We start from the raw sequence: 19,316 nt of genomic DNA, 5'->3' as shown, positions 1-19,316 counted from the left end.
AGAGATGGTTATGAAGGTTTCTACCAAAGGCCGTTACGGACTACGGCTGATGTTTGACCTGGCGGTGCACTACAATGAGGGACTTTTGCCCCTGAAGGAAATTGCCAGGCAAGAGGATATCTCAAGCAAATATCTGGAACAGATTGTGATGCAGCTGTCCCGAGCCGGACTGGTGCGCAGCGTCCGGGGTTCCCAAGGGGGGTATACTCTGGGCAGGGAACCGGAGAACATCACAGTGGGGACGGTCCTGCGCGTGCTGGAGGGGTCATTGGATCCTGTGGACTGCGTGGCTGACGACACCATCCCCTGCGCCCGTGCCGATAACTGTGTCACCATGGAGGTGTGGCGCAGCATCAAGGAGGCTGTGGATGACGTTGTGGACGGCATTACATTAGCCGATCTCATCCAACGGCATCAGCAAAAATGCGATTGCGGCGGCATGTGTTCCTCCAAAAAGGAGACTAGGTAGTGGGATGGATAAACCATCCCCAGGGCTTTTCTGCCATCAGTGTCCGGTGCTGTTTACCGCCGCTAAGATGAAAGCCAAGCTGGCTCAGGATTCTTCCACCGATACCTGTGGTGACCTCATCGGAAGATATGCAGTGTACCGGCTGTCGCGCACCGTCGGGAGCCGCCTCAAAATGTATGAACCTTGTCCCATGCAGCCCTTCCGTATGAAGAGGGGGCGAGGCTTGGACTCCATGCATGCTTTGGTGATAAAAGAGAATAGGTGTTATAAAAGTCCTGTCTTAAAAGAGACGGGCTTTTTTTATTTCTGAGGCAGGAGAAAAAGGGTTGTGTTATCAAACAGGAAAATAGGGGATACCACTTGTGAATCCACGCAAAATAAGTTACAATAGAGAGAACATCGTCTTGTGTAAAGATCTTACTAAGGCGATAACTCCATCTCTGAGGTGACAAATGGAAGTTATTATTGACAATATGGTCTCATTTTTGGACCAGTATCTCTCCCCGGAACTGGTGGCCTTTTTGGTCTCCATGCTGCCGGTGGTGGAACTGCGCGGCGGTATCATTGCCGCCTATGCCCTGGGCATCGACTGGCTTCCCGCCCTTTTGATCTGCACTTTGGGCAACATGCTTCCTATTCCTTTTGTACTGCTCTTCGGCCGAAAACTGGTGGATTGGATGAAAAAATTTAAACTATTCCGCCGCATCGCCAACCGCATGGAAAACAAGGCACATGAACATTCTATGAAAAAATTTAAACTGCTGGGGCTTTTCATCTTTGTGGCCATCCCTTTGCCCGGAACCGGGGCTTGGACAGGCGCTTTTGTAGCCTCCATCCTGAACCTCCGCATGAAGGATGCGCTGCCTGTCATTACCGCAGGCGTATTGACGGCGGGACTTGTTATGTTGATCCTGTCCTTTGGCCTGCTGCACTCCATCGGTATCGGATAATCCCCATCGGCACATCGGCATCAACAAATAACCCGGACGGCACAAACGTACGCCGTCCGGGTTATTTTTCTTAGTTGCCGGGGAAAATTCGGTTTATTCTCCCCAATGGTATTTGGTGAGCTGACCGCTGTTCTGCAGCTCTGGGAATCCCCATTGACGCAGCGTTTCAAACGCCGCCACTGCCACGGTGTTGGACAAGTTAAGGCTACGGGCCTCCCCGATCATGGGCAGACGCACACAGTGATCCGGATTCTGCACCAACAGCTCTTCCGGCAGTCCGGCCGTCTCCTTGCCGAATACCAGATAACTGCCTTCCGGATATGAGACATCGGAATACACATGCTGTCCTTTGGTGGTAAAATAGTAAAAGGGGCCAGTATTCCGGTCAAAAAAGTCGCTGAGATCTTTGTAATATGTGATGTCCAATAAATGCCAATAGTCCAGACCAGCCCGCTTGAGCTGACGATCGTCGATGCGGAAGCCCAGTGGTTCCACCAGGTGCAGACGCGCCCCTGTCGCAGCGCAGGTCCGGGCAATATTGCCGGTGTTCTGTGGGATCTCCGGCTCCACCAGTACAATATTAAGGATCGCGGCCATATGGTACCAATTCCCCTTTCCAACAAGGATAAAATCAACGGGGAGATCTTCCCCTTTTTATACAAACGTCGGCCTTTTCGGCCTATGCTGAAGGTTCAAAAAAACAGTTCTGATAAAAATCAAAAAATTGCAGGATAATTCACCGTTTTACTGGCAAACTATCAATAAGAAAACCGATCGGAGGTGGATAATCATGCACAAAGCCGCAGGAATTGCCAAAGGCATCGCCACCGGTGTGGCCGTAGGCGCTATGGTAGGTATGGTGGGCGGCGCTATGAGCGGCCGCAGCCGTATGAAATCGGTAAAGAAAACAGCCGGCAAGGCCCTCAAAACAGTCAACACGTTGCTCAGCAGTGTACAATATATGATGCGCTGACCTCTTTACCAGCCTACAAATCCCAAGCCGTCCTCTTTTCCCAGGGGGACGGCTTTTCTCCGCCCTTTCCCCGACACATATTCCCTGCCGAAATGGACTTTTGTACATACAACAGACACATCTGTCTTTTATCAATATACATCAGCAGCTTTCGCCGCCCGTCTAAAAAACGGCCTCTATGACGGGATCTCCCTCCGCCATAGAGGCTGCTCTTTCCTATCACCCAGGATTTTCTTACAGATTGTTCAAAGCCTGCTCGATGTCCTCAATGATATCTTCAGCATTCTCAATACCCACCGAGAACCGGATCAGATCAGGGGTGACGCCGGCCTCTTCCAACTGCTCATCGGTCAGCTGGCGATGGGTTGTGGAAGCCGGATGCAGCACACAGGTGCGGGCATCGGCCACGTGTGTCACGATGGCGGCTAATTTTAAGCTGTCCATAAACTTGGTAGCCGCCTCGCGCCCTCCCTTGACGCCAAAGGATACTACGCCGCACGTGCCGTTTGGCATGTACTTCTGCGCCAGACTATAATAGGGGCTGGAGGGCAGTCCGGGATAATTAACCCAGGCGATGCGATGGTCCTTCTCCAGGAATTGTGCCACTTTCATGGCATTCTCACAGTGACGGGGCATCCGCAGATGCAGCGTCTCCAAACCCAGGTTGAGCAGGAAACCGTTCTGAGGGGAGGGGATGGCTCCCAAATCACGCATCAATTGCGTCCTGGCCTTGGTGATATACGCTGCAGGACCAAAGCTTTCCACATATTTTACACCATGGTAGCTGTCGTCCGGCTCGGTGAGGCCGGGGAATTTGCCGTTTGTCCAATCAAACTTTCCCGAATCCACAATCACGCCGTTGACCGATGTGGCATGGCCATCCATATACTTGGTAGCCGAGTGGATGACAATATCAGCTCCAAACTCAATGGGACGGCAGTTGATGGGGGTGGGGAAGGTGTTGTCCACAATGAGAGGCACGCCGTGCTTATGGGCCAGGCGGGCAAATTTCTCAATGTCGGTCACAACCAAAGCCGGGTTGGCAATGCTCTCAATAAACACCGCACGGGTATTGTCCTGAAATACCTTTTCGATTTCCTCTTCAGCCGCATCCGGCTTGACAAAAGTAAAATCAATTCCCATCTTGCGCATGGTGACATTAAACAGATTAAATGTGCCGCCGTAGATGGCCGCGCTGGATACCACATGTTGGCCTGCCGACACAATATTAAAGATCGAGATCAGCGAGGCCGCCTGGCCAGAGGAGGTCATCATGGCGCCTACGCCGCCCTCCAGCGATGCGATCTTTTTCTCCACTGCGTCCAGAGTCGGATTGGCCAAACGTGTGTAGAAAAATCCCTCTTCTTCTAAGTCAAACAATCTTCCCATCTGCTCGGAGGAATTGTACTGATAAGTGGTGGACTGATAAATGGGCAACACACGAGGTTCCCCATTTTTCGGCTTCCATCCCTCTTGGATGCAGCGGGTTTCAATACGATAGTCGCTCAATGCTTTCACTCCTTTGGTTTGCCGCCTGTGAATACATCGAATATCCCACAGCCAGCCTTCCTTTCATTCCTCTCACTATACCACAATTTTCCCCCACGCACAAGGCGTCATTTTCCGCCGCATCGTGCCTTTTTCCCGCAAAATTTTCGGCATTGCAGGGATCCCTGATCCGGATGAAATTTTATATTAGGCGTATCTTTCCTTTTTCTAACTAGCAAAAAACCCCTGCCATCACAAAGATGGCAGAGGTCTTATCCCAAACACGTCGTTTTCATTGCCGTCAGAACTTTGGATTCACAATGTTTCGCCAATCCAGATCGCCGCGTTCCAAACCGTGGATCAGGCCCTCACCGGTGGCGATATTGGTGGCCACAGGGATGTTGTGCATATCGCACAGGCGGAATAAATTCATTTCATTGGGTTCATGCGGATTGGTGTTCAACGGATCCCGGAAAAAGAGCAGCAGATCGATCTCATTGCACGCGATGCGCGCTGCAATCTGCTGATCGCCACCTTGGGAGCCGCTTAAGAAACGCTGGATATTCAAGCCTGTGGCTTCCGCCACCATTTTTCCGGTTGTACCGGTAGCACACAGGGAATGACGGCTCAGAATGCCGCAATAAGCGATGCAAAACTGCACCATCAACTCCTTCTTTGAATCATGCGCGATCAAAGCAATGTTCATAGAAAGGCTCCTTTCTCAAAGGTGTGATACATGCTGAGGATTTCATGTGTCAAGGTTCACAGCTTCATCAGCGGAACTTCGAAGCCTTCCAAACGGGATGCCAAATTGCAAAACGCCGTAGCAGCCGGCGTTTTCTCACAAAAGGGTTCCCCCTTGGATGCGGACAGTTGCACCAGATCATCATCGGGGATCACCGCTGCCAGACGAAGGCCTGTCCCATCGATTACAGCGTCCAAATCCGGCACCACTCCCATCTGCAGCAGCGAGGGCCGGTACCGGTTGATGACCAAGAGGCTGTGCTCCACACCGTAGCTGCGCACCAGACGGCCAGCTCGTTCCGCAGTGCGGATGCACACGGGATCAGGGGTTGCAACCACCAGCGCCAATTGGGCTGCTGTAGCGGCCAAGCGGAAACCCTCCCCAAACCCGGCAGGGGAATCGACGATCACATACTCGTAATATTGAGCTAAGCCGCGGCACAATACAACCATATCTTCTGGCCGAGCCGGCAAATTTCCTGTCTGCGGGGCAGGGATTAAATCAAACTTTTCTCCATATGACACATGCTGAATCGCACGGTACGGCTCGCAGCTGCCTTCCAACACATCCCCCAAATCATACACTGTGTTGGCCGACGTCCCTAAAATAAGGTCAAGACTGCGCAGCCCCGCATCGGTATCAATGAGAAGCACGCTTTTCCCCCGCTGGACCAGAGCATACCCTAGTCCCGCAGCAATTGTTGATTTGCCTGATCCTCCTTTGCCGGAGGTCACAACGAGTATTTTTCCCATTCACAATTCCTTTCTATATACTAGCACAAGTTTACCGACAAAGTCAATGACTAATGTGTTGCAAGTATATAAAAGTTTTCCCACACGTATCCCTTTTCATTCGAGACCCTTCCGTTCTATTTCATGATCCAGTCTTTTCCTTCAACTGGAAAAATGTTGCGCGTTATCGTATTAGGGTAACAGAGTGGATTCCGGCGAAATCTGTTGGATGCTATCGTCCTCTGTGAAAATAGCATCGTAAATCATTTTCATGGTGCGCAGGTTGGAGTCAAAGTTGGCAGTACCGCCGTGTTCCAGCACCACCGACACAGCATATTGTGGTTCATCGTAAGGCGCGAACGAAATTACAGTACTGTGGTTTGAGATATTTTTCTTGGTATCGGTGGTCTCTGCTGTACCGGTCTTACAGGCGATGGTCACCGGATAATCCTTAAAATACCGGTAACCGGTACCGCCTTGTTCATTGGCCACCTTATACATGCCGAGTTTTACTTCGTCAATGTTGTCCTGATTCACGGACAGCTCATTGAGTACGTTGGCCTCTTCCGGCACAACCGTTTCATTCATATCATAGCTTTTCACCGACTTGATCAGATGAAGCTGATAATGAGTGCCTCCGTTTGCGATGGTGGCCACATAATTGGCAAGCTGGACCGGGGTGAAGGCGTTATTGCCCTGGCCGATGGCCGCCTGCAATACGTCGCCGGGATTCCACACCTGGCCGATGGATTCCGAATATTCTTTGCCGGCCAGGATCCCCGTCGATTCTGAAATTTCCAGCCCTGTCTTTTCTCCCAGGCCCAACTGACGGGAATAAAAGTTCATCTTGGTAATGCCCAGGCGGCGGCCTACATCAAAAAAGAAATAGTTACAGGAATTTTTTAAGGCCACATCCACCGTTTCATTTCCATGGTATCCCAGACAAGTGGGCTGGTAGTCGTCGTAGTAGGTGTATTTCCTGGTACATTTAATCACACTGTTGGCGTCAATCGTGCCCTCTTGCAGGGCACCCAAGGCAACAGCCGGTTTCATGGACGAACCGGGGGGATAGACGCCCGATGTGGCCCGGTTCAGCAGGGGGGTATTCTCGGCGTTTAAGAGGGAATTATAATCGGTCAGATATTCATCGATGCTGTAGTAAGGATACGTGGCCAAAGCCAACACCTCGCCGGTGTTGACGTCGGTGACAACCGCCGCTCCACCGGTACAGTCGCCGCCGTTGCCGGGGGCGTTGTTCTCATGCAGATCGGTGATGATGGTTTCCAGCGCATTCTGAGCGGCCAGCTGGATGCGCGAATCAATGGTCAGGATCACAGAGTTTCCCGCCACAGGTTCTTTGGTGATCTCATCCTCTACCACGTTTCCTTCACTGTCGCGGGTAATGGTCTTTTCACCGTCCTGGCCCCTCAGCTCGTCCTCCATGGCCTTCTCAATGCCGCTCTTGCCCACCACGTCGTCCATGGCGTAGCCTTTTTCCTTCAGCTCCTCCAGCTCCTCGGCATAGATGGGGCCGGTATTGCCGATGACATGGGCGGCGATGTCCCCGCTGACGTATTCCCGCGTGGACTCCCTCTGGATGGACACGCCGGGGGTCTCGATGTTGTTCTCTGAGATGCGGGTGACGGTATCGTCTGAGATATCTTCCGCAAAGGTAAAGGGATACCGGGTGGAGAAAGCCCGCAGATCCATCTCATACCGCACGCCCATAATGGTGCGCTGCTGTTCTACGGTCAGGCCCTCCATCTCGTCGATTTCGTACTTTTTCAGCAAGGTATCAAAACAGTTTTGAGCGGTGGAGTAGGGATTGATCTTGGCGATGTCCGATTTAAGGTTTTCAATATCCTTATCCCGGTCCTCCTCAAACACAGCCTGTCCTCCCTCCAACTGGATGGGCAGGGTATCGTTCCATGTCTCCCCCTGGGAGGAGAGAAGGTTGGTCAACGTCAGAATGGTCTGATTCTCTGTGCCCTCGGTCATGTACTGCTTTAAAAACACCACCGAGAACCCCATTTTATTGACCACCAAAGGGCGGCCGTTTCGGTCGTAGATCTCACCCCGGGCGGCTTTGGCGGTGATGGTCGTCTGCTTGGGCGCCGCCGCCTGAGCCTCAAACTCATCCCCGCGGATGAGCTGATACTCCGCAAGCCTCGCCACATATACGCCCACCAGTATCAACAAGGCCACCAGCAGGGTGATACGCCGGCCGATGTGTCTATTTTCCTCCATAACTACATATCACTCCAGTCGTAAGGCAGGAATGTCCCCCGCCGCACAAATAAGGGAACCATTGGGTGGGTAGGTCAAACCTCCTCGGCGCTGATAAGCCTCTTCCGAAAGCACCGGTGCAGCAAAAACTGGATGGCGTACAAAATAGGCATGACGGCCAGGGAATAGACCGCCCGAGGCAGCGTATAGTGGAGCAGGATCCCAACGCTGTCCGGTTCGCCCATGAGAAACGTAAAAATAAACCAAGTAATGCCCTCGTACACAGCGATGGCCGGGATGGTAAGGAGCAATGCGGTAAAGAAATTGTTGCGCATAAAGAATGTGACCAGCAGGCCGCATAGACAGCCGATGGCCATCAGCAAGAGGGCCGAATAGCCGAAGGGCCGGCTGATGCTATTGAGATCCCATAGCACGCCGGCGATGATACCGAATACTGCTCCGAATAGTTCATGATCGTAAAGCGCCACACACACCACTGCTGGCAGCAGGAGAGAAGGGCGTACTCCCATAATCACCGGCAAAGCGCCCGGCGTCTGCTGTAGGGTAAACAGCAATAGAAAGTAGAGGATATACACGATCCATTTGACGGTCAATGTCCGCCGTTTCGCCTTCATCGGGATGCTCCTCTCTGGGAGGAAGACGTCCTGCTGGAGGATGTCCCATCCGATCGGGAACCGGAAGACGTCCCGGATGTACTGTTATTTTGAGAAGACGGCGTGGATGTCCTGGAAGAAGCGCTTCCCTGAGAGGAAGCCCCCTGGCTGCTGGACGGGACGGAAGAATCCGCCGCTTGGGAAGCATCCCCGCCGTCGCTTGACGATTCCGGCTCAGAGGAATTTCCTGTCGAAGTCCCGTCGTCCTCACCGGGAATGCCCACGCCTTGGCCGTAGAACGACTTGATTATCATGACATCGGTGAGATGCATGATATCGGCTGCCGGTTTGATAGTGGCGTAAATGGAGATGCCGTCTGACTCTTGGAGCACTTCCTCTACTGTACCGATGATGAGTCCCCGGGGATAGGCTCCTCCCACTCCGGACGTCACCACTAGGTTCCCCCGGGACACAGAGCTTCCCCGATCCAAATAGTTGAGACGGCACAGTCCCTCTTTTGCCAGATCGATGGTGTTGAGCCCGACCACCCCGTTTTCCTGGGTATGGCTGTCCTGTGCGCCGATCTCCGTAGAGGGATCCAGGATGGAACGGACGATGGAATAGGTGGGGTAGACCTCGCTGACGTAGCCCACCAGACCATCGGCTGTAATGACCGGATCCCTCAGCTCTACGCCGTTGGCCGATCCGGTATTGACGGTGAAATTATAGTAAAGATCCGTGTTGTCCCGCGCCACAACTTGGGCCGGTTCCAGCTCGAAATCTTCGTTTTGTTCTTTGATGTCTAAGTATCGGCGCAGCTCCTCATTCTCCCGGATGGCAGAATCGTAGTCCACCTGTTTTTCCCGGAGCTCACGCAGCTCCTCCTCCTTTTCATCCAGCTGCTTTTGCAGGTCGGAGGTGGAGACGAATTGAGAAAAGAAGCTGTCCGCTCCCTTCGAAATAGCCGACGAGAGGGATTGAAGCGGGGTTGTGATGGCCCCGATAAATCCGGATGCGCCTCCCCCTTGGGAGAGGGCATAGATCATAAAGCCGCACAAAAGCAGCGCTACCACCACCAGCGCTTTAAAACGGCCTGATTTAAAGAATTCTTTCACAGAAAGCCTCCTTGCGGGCATGGTAATTCCCTCGCGGGATTCTGACGTTGATCTTCACACCAATCTACGCGCGGCTTGGCTCAAGGCCCTGCGGGCATTGTCCGCTTCCAATACGCCCTAACGTTTTTACGCGTCCTGATTCCCTGCCGTCATAGGAACCCTTCTTCACAGGATTCCTGCCATGGACCTACTGATAATGTGAATCCAGCCCGCGCAAACGGGGCCACAGTGGCCACGGCTGCACGGGCTGGATGGTTTTTTGTGTAAGTCCACCTTTGCCTCCCAGCCGCGGCTGACAGTTGGGACGCCTCAAAGTGCGGGGACAAATCCCCCTCGGGCCTGCCTTCTAGGTACGGCGGCGATAGTTGTTCTTACTGGAGATCGGAGGGCCTTGCAGACGGATACCAGTGCCGTCGGCCACACAATCCAGAGGCTCCTCGGCAATGCGGACCGGCATACTGGTCTCCTTGGAGATCAGCTGATCCAAGCCGCGCAGCAGAGCGCCGCCGCCGGTCAGCATGATACCGTGGTCGATGATGTCGGCTGAAAGCTCGGGAGGCGTGTTCTCCAATGTGGAGCGGATGGCATCCACGATGGCGGCCAGGGAATCCCCTAAAGCCTCACGCACCTCTTCCGAAGAGATTTCAATGTTTTTGGGCAGGCCGTCCATGAGATTGCGGCCTTTGATGGACATGGTAGCCTCCTCCTGGCAGGGATAGGCCGATCCGATGCGGATTTTGATATCCTCAGCAGTACGTTCACCAATGAGCAGGTTGTACTTCTTCTTCACATAGGAAATAATGGCTTCGTCCAGCTTATCGCCGGCCACCCGCACCGAGCAGGAGGTGACGATATCCCCCAGGGAGATGACGGCCACTTCGGATGTACCGCCGCCGATGTCCACGACCATGGAACCGGTGGCTTCGTCAACAGGGAGCCCTGCGCCCATGGCGGCCGCCATAGGCTCGTCGATGAGCTCTACCTCCTTGGCGCCGGCGTTGTAGGCGGCGTCGTGAACGGCGCGGCGTTCCACCTCGGTGACGCCGGAGGGGATGCAGATCACCACCCGGGGCTTGCTGAACACACGGCCTTTGGTGGTTTTGCGGATAAAGTAACGAAGCATAGCTTCGGTGACTTCAAAGTCGGCAATGACGCCGTCCTTCAGGGGGCGGACGGCCTGAATGGAGCCGGGGGTACGGCCGATCATCTGCTTGGCCTCCGAACCCACCGCTTTGACTTGGTCGGTGCGCACATCGATGGCCACCACCGACGGCTCACGCATAACAATGCCTTTATCTCTCATAAAAACCAGGGTATTTGCTGTCCCAAGGTCGATTCCAATGTCGTGGTTAAACATTCTCTGCATACATCCTTTCCTATTTACAACCGCAGAAGGTGGGTAATCCGAACAAAAACAATCGAGGAATTCTGCGCAATGAGACGAAAAGAATTTCCTTCCTCATATGACCATACTTTTTTCTATTATACCCTTCTACCGCCCATTTCACAACACTTTTTTCCGAGAATTCAAAGCCTTTTTACAATTGACCCAATTCCCTGAGCAGCCGCAGCAGACGGGCCACCGGCAGTCCTACCACATTGGTGTAATCGCCCTTGATGCCTTCCACCAACGCCATGCCCATTCCCTGGATGCCGTACGCTCCGGCTTTGTCCATGGGCTCGCCGGTATCCACATACCGTTTGATCTCCAGTCCCGTCAGATGATAAAATTTGACTTCGGTTTTTTGTACAAATCCATACCCTTTTCCGCCCGTTATCACCCAGACCCCCGTCATTACCTGATGGGTCTTGCCGGACAGCATCGATAGCATGCGGGCAGCCTGTTCCTTATCCTTGGGCTTGCCCAGCACTTCGCTGCCCAGTACTACAATGGTATCGGCCCCGATGACGGTGTCCTTGGGATGGCGGGCCGCCACTTCCCAAGCCTTCTGCTTGGCCAGATGGGAGGCTACCTCTTCCGGATGCCATCCCGGCTGAATTTTTTCTTCTCCCCGGGCAGGGCATACCCGGAAGGAAATCCCCATTTGCTTTAAGAAGTCCCGACGTCTGGGGGACGCCGATGCTAAGATGAGAGCCATTTAGACGCCTCCATTTTTTACAGACGCCCATTTTTTACAGACGCCCATTTTTTACAGACGCCCGCGCAAATCAAAGATTTGCCCCGCCAATGGCGGGATGGCGCGTTCCGCGCCTGGAACTTGATAGCTGTTCTATCTCCTGCCTAGAAGAGCCCCCTATGCAAACAATTCACAGGGTATTTCCCAGCTTACCGGCCGGTGGAACCAAATCCACCGCTGCCGCGCTGGGTTTCCGTAAGATCCTCCACTTCCTCGATGGCGGGAAGCAGGACCGGCGCCACAACCAACTGGGCAATCCGCTGTCCGGGATTTATCGTATAAGGCTCTTTGGACAAATTAATCAACCCTACCTGGATCTCGCCTGTGTAGTCGCTGTCGATGACCCCTACGCCGTTTGTGAGAGCGATGCCGTCCCGCACCGCCATTCCGCTGCGGGCGTATACCAATCCCACCGTCTCCTTAGACGGCAGTCCGATGGCGATGCCGGTGGGGATTCGTACCCGTTCCCCAGGCGCGATGGTGACAGGCTCCTCCAAGCAGGCCGAAAGATCCATACCAGCCGATCCTTCCGTGGCCCGCCGGGGCAGAATGGCCTTGTCCGACACGCGTTTGATCTTCAATGCTTTCATTATCACTTCATCCTATCTATTCCAAACGATTCAAATGGTATGGCAAATCATGTTTATAAGACGCCCTTCTGACTAAGCCCACGGGTAAATGAGAAGGAAGGGGGAATCCCCTCTCGGAAAAGCCTGAGCACATGCTCCACTTCTTCCCTTGTCTCCTCTGTAAAATGGAGATGCATCAAGTCGAGGCGGGAGAGGCCGTCCGTACGGTCGGCAAGGCATAAGGGCACCGAATTGAGCACCTCCCCGGCGCCGCCTGCGCATCGCACGGGGAAGACCGTTCCCTTGCGGTCCGTAAGACTCTGACGTCCGTCGCATTTCTTACAATTGTCGGCGGCCGGACAGTTGCGCATAAGCATCAGAGGGAGACGTCCGTAAGCATAGTACCCCACCGGCAGGATTCCCGTCAGGCGGGACGCCTGCTGGAGGGATAATTCCAGCCACAGCGCCGCCGATGCAAATCCCGCTTCTTTTATCTCCTGTAGCGCCTCCCGATTGGCTGTCGCCAGGCCGAAGCCGCCGTGAAGGGTAAAGCCCTCCTCACAGGCTAGACGGACCCCGTCCCAGGTGTGCACCAGCGCGTGGCAGCATCCGCACCTCCAGGCCTCTTGCAGCCGGCGCCGTACCGCTTCCTCCCGGCCGAACATGGCCCGCGGCACCTCCACGCCCGCTCCCGGAAACCTCGCCGATAGGGCGGTGAGCTCCCCCTTCGATGCCGTCAGCGGGAGAAACACCATTTGGGCCTCAAACCCTTCCGGGATTTGATCCAGAGACCCAAACCGGACGTAAAGGGCAGGGGATCCCTTTTTGGGCTCACTGGGTGCCGGTTTTCCAGCTCTCCCAGGCCACACAAAGGGGATTGGATTACGTTCTCCACGAAGCTGGAGCAGACGCTCCAGCGCCTGCCTGCGCAGGGCGTTGAGGGAAGAGAGAGGCAGGTTGAGCCCTTCTCCTAATCGAATGTCCATTTCCCGTACAAAAAACGGGGTACCTCCCGTCTTTTTGAGCTGTTTTTCGCAGCTTTGCCGGTCCAGAGCCCTTGACTGGGCAAGCTGCGGCTGAGGACCTTCCGCCGTCGCCTGATACTGCTCCTCGTCCCAGGCCGTCAAGCAGGAGGGATGCCCCTCCTTCACCGTCAGGCGAAAATGCAGGGGGACGGCCGGACGTTCGGCGGCAACCAGCTTCTGCAAAACAGGCAACGCCCTCTGCGCCGCGGTGACGTCCTCTTTTTGGCGGATCCCCACCATATTCCTTCCTCGGCGGCCGGTATAATACCCGTCGGTAAACCCGCTGCGGGAAAACACTCCCTTTAAATGCTCCATTAGATCGGGGGGAACTTTGCCCTCATCCAAAGAAGCGCGGCAGGCCGATACCGCGGCGGCTACGTATTCCGGACGCTTCATGCGTCCCTCTATTTTAGCCGAAGCCACCCCCATGGCATGAAGCTCCCGCAAATGGTCAATAATAGAATAGTCCTTGAGGCTCAAAGCATTCCGGCATCGGTCGGACGCCTGAAAGGGGAGTCGGCAGGGTTGGGCACACCGGCCCCGATTGCCGCTGCGTCCTCCCAGAAAGGCGCTCATATAGCACTGTCCCGACACCGACGCACACAGCGCTCCGTGGACAAATACCTCCACCTCAATGGGCGACTTCCGGGCAATGGATGCAATCTCCTCCCGGCTCAGTTCCCGGGCAAGCACCACCCGGTCAAACCCGGCCTTTGCCATCCATTGCACTCCCGCTAAAGTGTGCACCGACAGTTGTGTGGAGGCGTGAAGCGACAATCCAGGCGCCGCCTGCTTCAAAAGGCGGCACAGCCCCATATCCTGCACAATAACGGCGTCTATGGACAGATCACAGGCCAAACGCGCCGCTTCCAACGCCCCGTCCAATTCCTCGTCCCGCACAATGGTGTTGAGGGCCAAATGCACCTTAACCCCTCTTTGATGACAGTAATGCACCGCTTCGGTCAAGGTCTGCTCGTCAAAGTTTGTGGCGGACGCTCTGGCGCTAAACGAGGAATACCCCAAGTATACCGCGTCAGCCCCGGCCCGGACGGCGGCTTTTACAGCCTCCGGCCCTCCCGCCGGGGCCAGGATCTCCAGGCTCATGAATGAGTGTTCTGATCCCGGCCCGGCTGATACCGGGCACGGAGCATCTGGATCTCCCGTTGAAGCCGTTCGTTCTCCCGCACCATCTCGTCGGCTTGCAGACGCGCTTTGGCGGCATCCTCCAGGTAGTCCTTGATCTGAAGGCGGAGATTGTCGGCCGAATCGGATGCCTTACGGCTTTCATCGCAGAAGTCAAGCGCCGCCAGCACGGCCGCCGCCGTCACCGAGCTGCTGGGGTTGCCCCTTAGGATATCCTCAATGCGGCGGTCTACGGTATCGCCCATCTCCCGGATATAGCCTTCGTTTTCCTCCGATATCACAATGTACTCCGATCCCCGGATGTTGAGACGGACGCGGTTTTTCTTATTGACAGGATTCATAAATCAATCCATCCTCTCTGCTTTCCATGTTTTTATCCCGAGTTTTCTCTGCTTTTCTGTTGAAGAAGAATCATCAAAACAGTCCCATTTGCCGCCCAAAAGACGGGGAGACATCCCTTCAACCTCTCTATTAAAACGTCGATACCCTGCGTGATGCCTATGTTGTTTCTAACCCAAATGGAAAGACGGCCGTCTTACAGGACGTCCGACTCCGGCAAATTCAACAGCCATACAAACCTATTATAATATGAATCGCTCCAGCATAAAAGTCTTTTTCAAAAATTAACGCGACAATTCAGCTAATTTCCCTTCCCGATTTCCTCGCACAATCCACAAACCGAATCAATCCATACACAACAATACTCTTTCTGAGGCGTATGGTTGAAAAAATACCCATTTCATGGTATCCTAAATAAATAGCATCCATTTCTGGGCGATCCCTTAACAGAACATTGGAATCTGAATTTTTGGAGGCATGCTGCATGAAGGTCAATCAAACCATTACCAAACAGCAGTTTCGTGACGCGCTCCGGCAGAAATTATCTCATCATTTTGGAGTGCAGCCGGAAAACGCCGATTATGACACATATTATCGAGCCCTGGGCTTGCTGGTGCGGGATATCCTGCAGGACAAACGCAAGAACTTCAACGACCAGGTTCGGGAAAAAGAAGGCAAACAGGTTTATTATCTCTGTATGGAATTCCTGATGGGCCGTTCTCTTAAGAATAATCTTTATAACCTGGGCCTGGAGGATATTGCCCGGGAAGTACTGTCTGATTTTGATATCAAGCTGGAAAATATCTATAAAAGGGAACCCGACGCCGGCCTCGGCAACGGCGGTTTGGGACGTCTGGCCGCCTGTTTCTTAGACGGCCTGGCTACCGGCGATTACGCTGCAATGGGATATTCGCTGCGCTATGAGTTCGGCATTTTCCGTCAGAAACTGGTGGACGGCTGGCAGACCGAGCTGCCCGATGCCTGGCTGCCCGGAGGCGATGTGTGGCTGGTCAAACGTCCCAACCACACGGTGGAAATCAAGTTCGACGGCCATATTAAGGAATCCTGGGACGGTAATTACCATCATGTGGAACAGGTGGATTACAATGCAGTGGAAGCCGTCCCTTACGATATGTACGTCCCCGGCGCCGACGGCAAGGGTGTGGCGGTGCTGCGCCTTTGGTCGGCCTGTGCCCCGGGCCTGGATATGAACCTCTTCAACCAGGGCGACTACATCCGTGCTGTGGAGCGGGACGCCATGGCTGAAGTCATCACCAAGGTCCTCTATCCCTCCGACAACCACCGGGAGGGCAAGAGTTTGCGCCTGCGCCAGCAGTATTTCCTGGTGTCGGCTTCCATTCAGGATATCATCCACCGCCATCTGTCCCAGTACGGCTCCTTGAGCAATCTGCCGGACAAAGTGGCCATCCAGCTCAACGATACCCATCCCGCCCTGGCCATCCCCGAACTGATGCGCATCATGCTGGACGAGTGCGGCATGGGCTGGGAGGAAGCTTGGGATCTGGTGACCCGTACGGTGGCCTATACCAACCACACCGTCATGGCTGAAGCCCTGGAAGTTTGGCCGGAAGATTTGTTCCAGAGCCTCCTGCCTCGGATCCATCAGATCGTTCAGGAGATCAACCGCCGCGCCAGCGAGGAAATGATGATGAAAACCGGCGGCAATTCCCAGAAGGTCAGCAATATGGCCATCATCAGCTACGGTATGGTCAAGATGGCCAACTTAAGCGTCATCGGTTCCCATTCGGTCAACGGCGTATCCCAGCTGCACAGCCAGATCCTTAAGGATACGGTGTTCCACGACTTCTATACCCTCTATCCGGAGAAGTTTAAAAATGTCACAAACGGCATCGCTTACCGCCGTTGGCTGTGCCAGTCGAACCCTGAACTGACCCAGCTCCTCACAAAACTCATCGGCCCCGGATTTACTACGGATGCCTCTCAGCTCCAGAAATTCGGCAAGTTTGAAAATGATAAAACCGTCCTCGCCGAGCTGGAAACCATCAAACGAAACAATAAAGTCCGTCTTTCCAACACCATCCAGAGACAAAGCGGCATCTTGGTGGATCCGGATTCTATTTTCGACGTCCAGGTCAAGCGCCTGCATGAATACAAACGCCAGCATCTCAACGCTTTGCACATCCTCGCCCTTTACCAGTATATTAAAGAGAACCCCAATGCCGACGTCAAACCCCATACCTTCATCTTCGGCGCCAAGGCTGCTCCGGGTTATTATCTGGCAAAACAGATCATCCAGATGATCTGTAAGATCGGCCAGATGCTGGAAAAAGATCCGCAGGTCCGGGATCTCATCAAGATCGTGTATCTGGAGGATTACCGCGTCACGGTGGCAGAAGAATTGATGCCGGCTGCCGATGTCAGTGAACAGATCTCCCTGGCTGGTACTGAGGCTTCCGGCACCGGAAATATGAAACTGATGATCAACGGCGCTATCACTTTGGGTACGTTGGACGGCGCCAATGTGGAAATCCATCGGGCGGTGGGCGACGACAACATCGTGTTGTTTGGCCTCAAGGCCGATGAAGTGGATAGCCTTAAGGCCAGCGGTTATAATCCCATGGTGTATTACAACAACAATGCTTATCTGCGCGGCGCTATCGATATGTTGAGCCGCGGTATCGAGGGAACGGACTTTAATGACATCCGCAATTCCCTCATGAACAAGGATCCTTATATGGTTATGGCCGATTTTGAAGATTATCATCGGGCGCATCAGTATATCAACCAAATTTATGGCGACCGCGATACCTGGAACAAAATGTCCCTGCACAACATCGCTGGGGCAGGTATCTTCAGCGCCGACCGCTCCATTGCCGAGTACGCCGGCAATATCTGGCATGCCCAACCCATTCTGACCAAAGAGGATTAACCAGATCAATAAAGGCCCTTATCCTGCCGTTTTCTTCGAGATATGCGACAGGACCTGGGCCTTTCCCCCCGTTTAGACTGTTATTGGGGCATTGGTACCCTTGCTGCAAAAGCTTTCATTACCGTGCTCCCTGGTTTCCCTTTCTCTATCGGGAGTCGGGCGGTATGGCTGCGAGCTTTGCCCTCTCTCTAAAATTTGTCTGTTCAAAGCTTTTGTTACCGTGCTCCCTGGTTTCCCTTTCTCTCCCGGGAGTCGGGCGGTATGGCTGCGAGCTTTGCCCTCTCTCTAAAATTTGTCTGTTCAAAGCTTTCGTTACCGTGCTCCCTGGTTTCCTTTTCTCTCCCGGGAGTCGGGCGGTATGGCTGCGAGCTTTGCCCTCTCTCTAAAATTTGTCTGTTCAAAGCTTTCGTTACCGTGCTCCCTGGTTTCCTTTTCTCTATCGGGAGTCGGGCGGTATGGCTGCGGGCTTTGCCCGCCAAAAGGATGTGAAAAATGTGACTCCACCCAAACGCGTGGCCGCTATCCACGACTTATCCGGGTTTGGGAAATGCTCGCTGACTGAGATTCTCCCTATTCTGGCTGCGTCCGGTATCGAATGCAGCGCTTTGCCTACTGCTGTCTTATCCACCCACACCGGCGGTTTTTCTGGATTTACCTACCGGGATTTGACCCAAGATATGCCCGCTATGGCGCGGCATTGGAAAAATATCGGCGTCCGATTTGACGCTATCTATACCGGTTTTCTTGGTTCAGAGGACCAAATCCAAATTGTATCGGATATCATTGATCTCCTGGGAGATGAGGATGGTCTTGTTCTGATCGACCCCGTGATGGGGGATGAAGGAAACCTTTACCAGACCTATACACCAGCCATGGCTCGAGGTGTCGCCCGGTTGTGCGGCAAGGCTGACGTCATTGTCCCCAACCTGACCGAGGCCGCTTTCCTGCTGGATGAGCCTTATCGGGAAGGCCCCTACGATCATGCGTACATACAAGGCGTCGCCAGGCGACTGTGTGCCTTAGGTCCCAAAAAAGTTGTCCTCACTGGGGTATATTATCGGGAAGACGAGCTGGGCGCCGCCACCCTGGATTCCCAGACTGATGAATTCTCCTTTTACAGCCAGAAGGCCGTCCCCGGATTTTATCACGGTACCGGCGATATTTTCAGCAGCGTCCTGCTCTGCGGGCTGTTAAACGGTTTATCTCTGCCCGCCGCCGCGGCCCTGGCGGTGGACTTCACCCATAACTGTATCCAGCGCACCTATGAGGCCAGCATCGATCAGCGCTTCGGCGTGTTATTTGAGCAAGCCATCCCCCGCCTAATCCAGAGATTTGGCCTTTTCCCGTCAACCGATCCTCAAAGCCGCTGAGAAGAATGCATGTTCTCATAATAGCAACCAAAAGGATTCCCCCGGTAATTTCTTATCCGGGGGAATCCTTTTTATATCGCTAAATTGATATAAATTTTCTTTTTCTCTTGTGCCAGTCTTGCAAATTTTACTGCTCCACCGGAAGACCTAGTAATATAAGTTACTACAAGATCAGATTGTTCTACCATCTATTTATTCCGATATAAGATTGCAAGCTTCGGTGGAGCGTTACAAATTGTAATAGGAAATATCATATGAGAAAAATCAGTTTCAGAAAATTGTATATTTTCATTTGGAACATAAGCCAACACAATAAAATAATGAATCTGTGGATATTGGCTACTCAGATCCTTCAAAATACTTTGCACATAAAAATCAAAATACCCATGATTCCCTACATAAAACTGTTCCACTGAATAATGGATGATTAAATCCTCCAACACTGCTTTTAATTTTGGGATAACAGCAGGTGGACAATCGTGATGGCCAAAAAAAGTACAAATCATTCTT

General features: G+C 53.4%; 19 protein-coding genes. 6 read left to right on the top strand and 13 right to left on the bottom strand.

Annotated elements, in window-relative coordinates:
- Positions 1-10: 10 nt before the first annotated feature.
- From C12CBH8_RS00180 to C12CBH8_RS00170, 3 genes are all read left to right on the top strand, one after another.
- Complete coding sequence (locus C12CBH8_RS00180) at positions 11-469, top strand: RrF2 family transcriptional regulator (protein WP_090263730.1); 459 nt, start codon at positions 11-13, stop codon at positions 467-469.
- Between the two features lie 4 nt (positions 470-473).
- Complete coding sequence (locus tag C12CBH8_RS00175; RefSeq protein ID WP_099322977.1) at positions 474-779, top strand: hypothetical protein; 306 nt, start codon at positions 474-476, stop codon at positions 777-779.
- Positions 780-921: 142 nt separating this feature from the next.
- Complete coding sequence (locus tag C12CBH8_RS00170; RefSeq protein WP_090263732.1) at positions 922-1,419, top strand: COG2426 family protein; 498 nt, start codon at positions 922-924, stop codon at positions 1,417-1,419.
- 93 nt (positions 1,420-1,512) lie between these two features.
- On the opposite strand, the gene trmL is transcribed toward C12CBH8_RS00170, so the two are convergent.
- Positions 1,513-2,016 carry a tRNA (uridine(34)/cytosine(34)/5-carboxymethylaminomethyluridine(34)-2'-O)-methyltransferase TrmL gene (trmL, locus tag C12CBH8_RS00165; RefSeq protein WP_090263735.1) on the bottom strand — a complete coding sequence of 168 codons (504 nt, stop codon included), beginning with the start codon at positions 2,014-2,016 and terminating at the stop codon, positions 1,513-1,515.
- A gap of 193 nt (positions 2,017-2,209) precedes the next feature.
- Here trmL and C12CBH8_RS00160 point away from each other — a divergent pair, with 193 nt between their 5' ends.
- Positions 2,210-2,392 (top strand): hypothetical protein, encoded by a 183-nt coding sequence (locus C12CBH8_RS00160; RefSeq protein WP_147624418.1) that lies wholly within the window; start codon positions 2,210-2,212, stop codon positions 2,390-2,392.
- Positions 2,393-2,626: 234 nt separating this feature from the next.
- On the opposite strand, the gene C12CBH8_RS00155 is transcribed toward C12CBH8_RS00160, so the two are convergent.
- The 11 genes from C12CBH8_RS00155 to C12CBH8_RS00105 all read right to left on the bottom strand — a co-directional run bounded on the left by C12CBH8_RS00155 (position 2,627) and on the right by C12CBH8_RS00105 (position 14,527).
- On the bottom strand, positions 2,627-3,901 hold the full coding sequence (locus C12CBH8_RS00155; RefSeq protein ID WP_090263739.1) for an O-acetylhomoserine aminocarboxypropyltransferase/cysteine synthase family protein: 1,275 nt from the start codon (positions 3,899-3,901) through the stop codon (positions 2,627-2,629).
- 280 nt (positions 3,902-4,181) lie between these two features.
- On the bottom strand, positions 4,182-4,586 hold the full coding sequence (gene mgsA, locus C12CBH8_RS00150; RefSeq protein WP_090263741.1) for a methylglyoxal synthase: 405 nt from the start codon (positions 4,584-4,586) through the stop codon (positions 4,182-4,184).
- Positions 4,587-4,642: 56 nt separating this feature from the next.
- On the bottom strand, positions 4,643-5,377 hold the full coding sequence (locus C12CBH8_RS00145; protein WP_090263743.1) for a nucleotide-binding protein: 735 nt from the start codon (positions 5,375-5,377) through the stop codon (positions 4,643-4,645).
- 171 nt (positions 5,378-5,548) lie between these two features.
- Positions 5,549-7,603: a penicillin-binding transpeptidase domain-containing protein gene (locus C12CBH8_RS00140; RefSeq protein ID WP_215533311.1), complete on the bottom strand. Its 2,055-nt coding sequence runs from the start codon at positions 7,601-7,603 to the stop codon at positions 5,549-5,551.
- A 74-nt stretch (positions 7,604-7,677) separates the two neighbouring features.
- A complete protein-coding gene (gene mreD, locus C12CBH8_RS00135; protein WP_215533310.1) occupies positions 7,678-8,217 on the bottom strand; it encodes a rod shape-determining protein MreD in 540 nt (179 codons plus the stop codon).
- A complete protein-coding gene (gene mreC, locus C12CBH8_RS00130) occupies positions 8,214-9,311 on the bottom strand; it encodes a rod shape-determining protein MreC (protein ID WP_215533309.1) in 1,098 nt (365 codons plus the stop codon). Before mreC ends, mreD begins: the two co-directional genes overlap by 4 nt.
- A gap of 346 nt (positions 9,312-9,657) precedes the next feature.
- Entirely contained in the window at positions 9,658-10,668 is a 1,011-nt protein-coding gene (locus tag C12CBH8_RS00125; protein WP_090263750.1) for a rod shape-determining protein, read from the bottom strand.
- 181 nt (positions 10,669-10,849) lie between these two features.
- A complete protein-coding gene (locus tag C12CBH8_RS00120; protein ID WP_215533308.1) occupies positions 10,850-11,410 on the bottom strand; it encodes a Maf family protein in 561 nt (186 codons plus the stop codon).
- A 188-nt stretch (positions 11,411-11,598) separates the two neighbouring features.
- The gene (gene dut / locus C12CBH8_RS00115) at positions 11,599-12,039 is read right to left on the bottom strand and encodes a dUTP diphosphatase (protein WP_215533307.1); all 441 of its coding nucleotides are present in this window, start codon (positions 12,037-12,039) and stop codon (positions 11,599-11,601) included.
- A 53-nt stretch (positions 12,040-12,092) separates the two neighbouring features.
- Positions 12,093-14,147: a peptidase U32 family protein gene (locus tag C12CBH8_RS00110; RefSeq protein WP_215533306.1), complete on the bottom strand. Its 2,055-nt coding sequence runs from the start codon at positions 14,145-14,147 to the stop codon at positions 12,093-12,095.
- The gene (locus C12CBH8_RS00105; RefSeq protein WP_215533305.1) at positions 14,144-14,527 is read right to left on the bottom strand and encodes a cell division protein ZapA; all 384 of its coding nucleotides are present in this window, start codon (positions 14,525-14,527) and stop codon (positions 14,144-14,146) included. The genes C12CBH8_RS00110 and C12CBH8_RS00105 overlap by 4 nt, the downstream gene beginning before the upstream one ends.
- A 482-nt stretch (positions 14,528-15,009) precedes the next feature.
- Between C12CBH8_RS00105 and C12CBH8_RS00100 the strand changes: the two genes are divergently transcribed.
- Together C12CBH8_RS00100 and C12CBH8_RS00095 are read left to right on the top strand one after the other, a co-directional pair.
- Entirely contained in the window at positions 15,010-17,436 is a 2,427-nt protein-coding gene (locus C12CBH8_RS00100; protein ID WP_171846211.1) for a glycogen/starch/alpha-glucan phosphorylase, read from the top strand.
- Positions 17,437-17,891: 455 nt separating this feature from the next.
- Complete coding sequence (locus tag C12CBH8_RS00095; RefSeq protein ID WP_246441593.1) at positions 17,892-18,806, top strand: pyridoxamine kinase; 915 nt, start codon at positions 17,892-17,894, stop codon at positions 18,804-18,806.
- A 188-nt stretch (positions 18,807-18,994) separates the two neighbouring features.
- Here C12CBH8_RS00095 and C12CBH8_RS00090 read toward each other — a convergent pair whose 3' ends face one another.
- Positions 18,995-19,312 carry a ferredoxin reductase domain-containing protein gene (locus C12CBH8_RS00090; RefSeq protein WP_215533304.1) on the bottom strand — a complete coding sequence of 106 codons (318 nt, stop codon included), beginning with the start codon at positions 19,310-19,312 and terminating at the stop codon, positions 18,995-18,997.
- Positions 19,313-19,316: the final 4 nt, after the last annotated feature.

Source organism: Solibaculum mannosilyticum (assembly GCF_015140235.1).
In the GTDB taxonomy this organism is placed as follows: domain Bacteria; phylum Bacillota; class Clostridia; order Oscillospirales; family Acutalibacteraceae; genus Solibaculum; species Solibaculum mannosilyticum.
Note: the sequence above shows the minus strand (reverse complement) of the source record. Positions and strands in the feature narration are given on the sequence as shown.

Bases quoted from the DNA above. Each gene is read 5' to 3' on its own strand.
- C12CBH8_RS00180 (WP_090263730.1), top strand. From the start codon at position 11: ATGAAGGTTTCTACCAAAGGCCGTTACGGACTACGGCTGATGTTTGAC.
- C12CBH8_RS00175 (WP_099322977.1), top strand. From the start codon at position 474: ATGGATAAACCATCCCCAGGGCTTTTCTGCCATCAGTGTCCGGTGCTG.
- C12CBH8_RS00170 (WP_090263732.1), top strand. From the start codon at position 922: ATGGAAGTTATTATTGACAATATGGTCTCATTTTTGGACCAGTATCTC.
- trmL (WP_090263735.1), bottom strand. From the start codon at position 2,016: ATGGCCGCGATCCTTAATATTGTACTGGTGGAGCCGGAGATCCCACAG.
- C12CBH8_RS00160 (WP_147624418.1), top strand. From the start codon at position 2,210: ATGCACAAAGCCGCAGGAATTGCCAAAGGCATCGCCACCGGTGTGGCC.
- mgsA (WP_090263741.1), bottom strand. From the start codon at position 4,586: ATGAACATTGCTTTGATCGCGCATGATTCAAAGAAGGAGTTGATGGTG.
- C12CBH8_RS00145 (WP_090263743.1), bottom strand. From the start codon at position 5,377: ATGGGAAAAATACTCGTTGTGACCTCCGGCAAAGGAGGATCAGGCAAA.
- C12CBH8_RS00140 (WP_215533311.1), bottom strand. From the start codon at position 7,603: ATGGAGGAAAATAGACACATCGGCCGGCGTATCACCCTGCTGGTGGCC.
- mreD (WP_215533310.1), bottom strand. From the start codon at position 8,217: ATGAAGGCGAAACGGCGGACATTGACCGTCAAATGGATCGTGTATATC.
- C12CBH8_RS00125 (WP_090263750.1), bottom strand. From the start codon at position 10,668: ATGTTTAACCACGACATTGGAATCGACCTTGGGACAGCAAATACCCTG.
- C12CBH8_RS00120 (WP_215533308.1), bottom strand. From the start codon at position 11,410: ATGGCTCTCATCTTAGCATCGGCGTCCCCCAGACGTCGGGACTTCTTA.
- dut (WP_215533307.1), bottom strand. From the start codon at position 12,039: ATGAAAGCATTGAAGATCAAACGCGTGTCGGACAAGGCCATTCTGCCC.
- C12CBH8_RS00110 (WP_215533306.1), bottom strand. From the start codon at position 14,147: ATGAGCCTGGAGATCCTGGCCCCGGCGGGAGGGCCGGAGGCTGTAAAA.
- C12CBH8_RS00105 (WP_215533305.1), bottom strand. From the start codon at position 14,527: ATGAATCCTGTCAATAAGAAAAACCGCGTCCGTCTCAACATCCGGGGA.
- C12CBH8_RS00100 (WP_171846211.1), top strand. From the start codon at position 15,010: ATGAAGGTCAATCAAACCATTACCAAACAGCAGTTTCGTGACGCGCTC.
- C12CBH8_RS00095 (WP_246441593.1), top strand. From the start codon at position 17,892: ATGGCTGCGGGCTTTGCCCGCCAAAAGGATGTGAAAAATGTGACTCCA.
- C12CBH8_RS00090 (WP_215533304.1), bottom strand. From the start codon at position 19,312: ATGATTTGTACTTTTTTTGGCCATCACGATTGTCCACCTGCTGTTATC.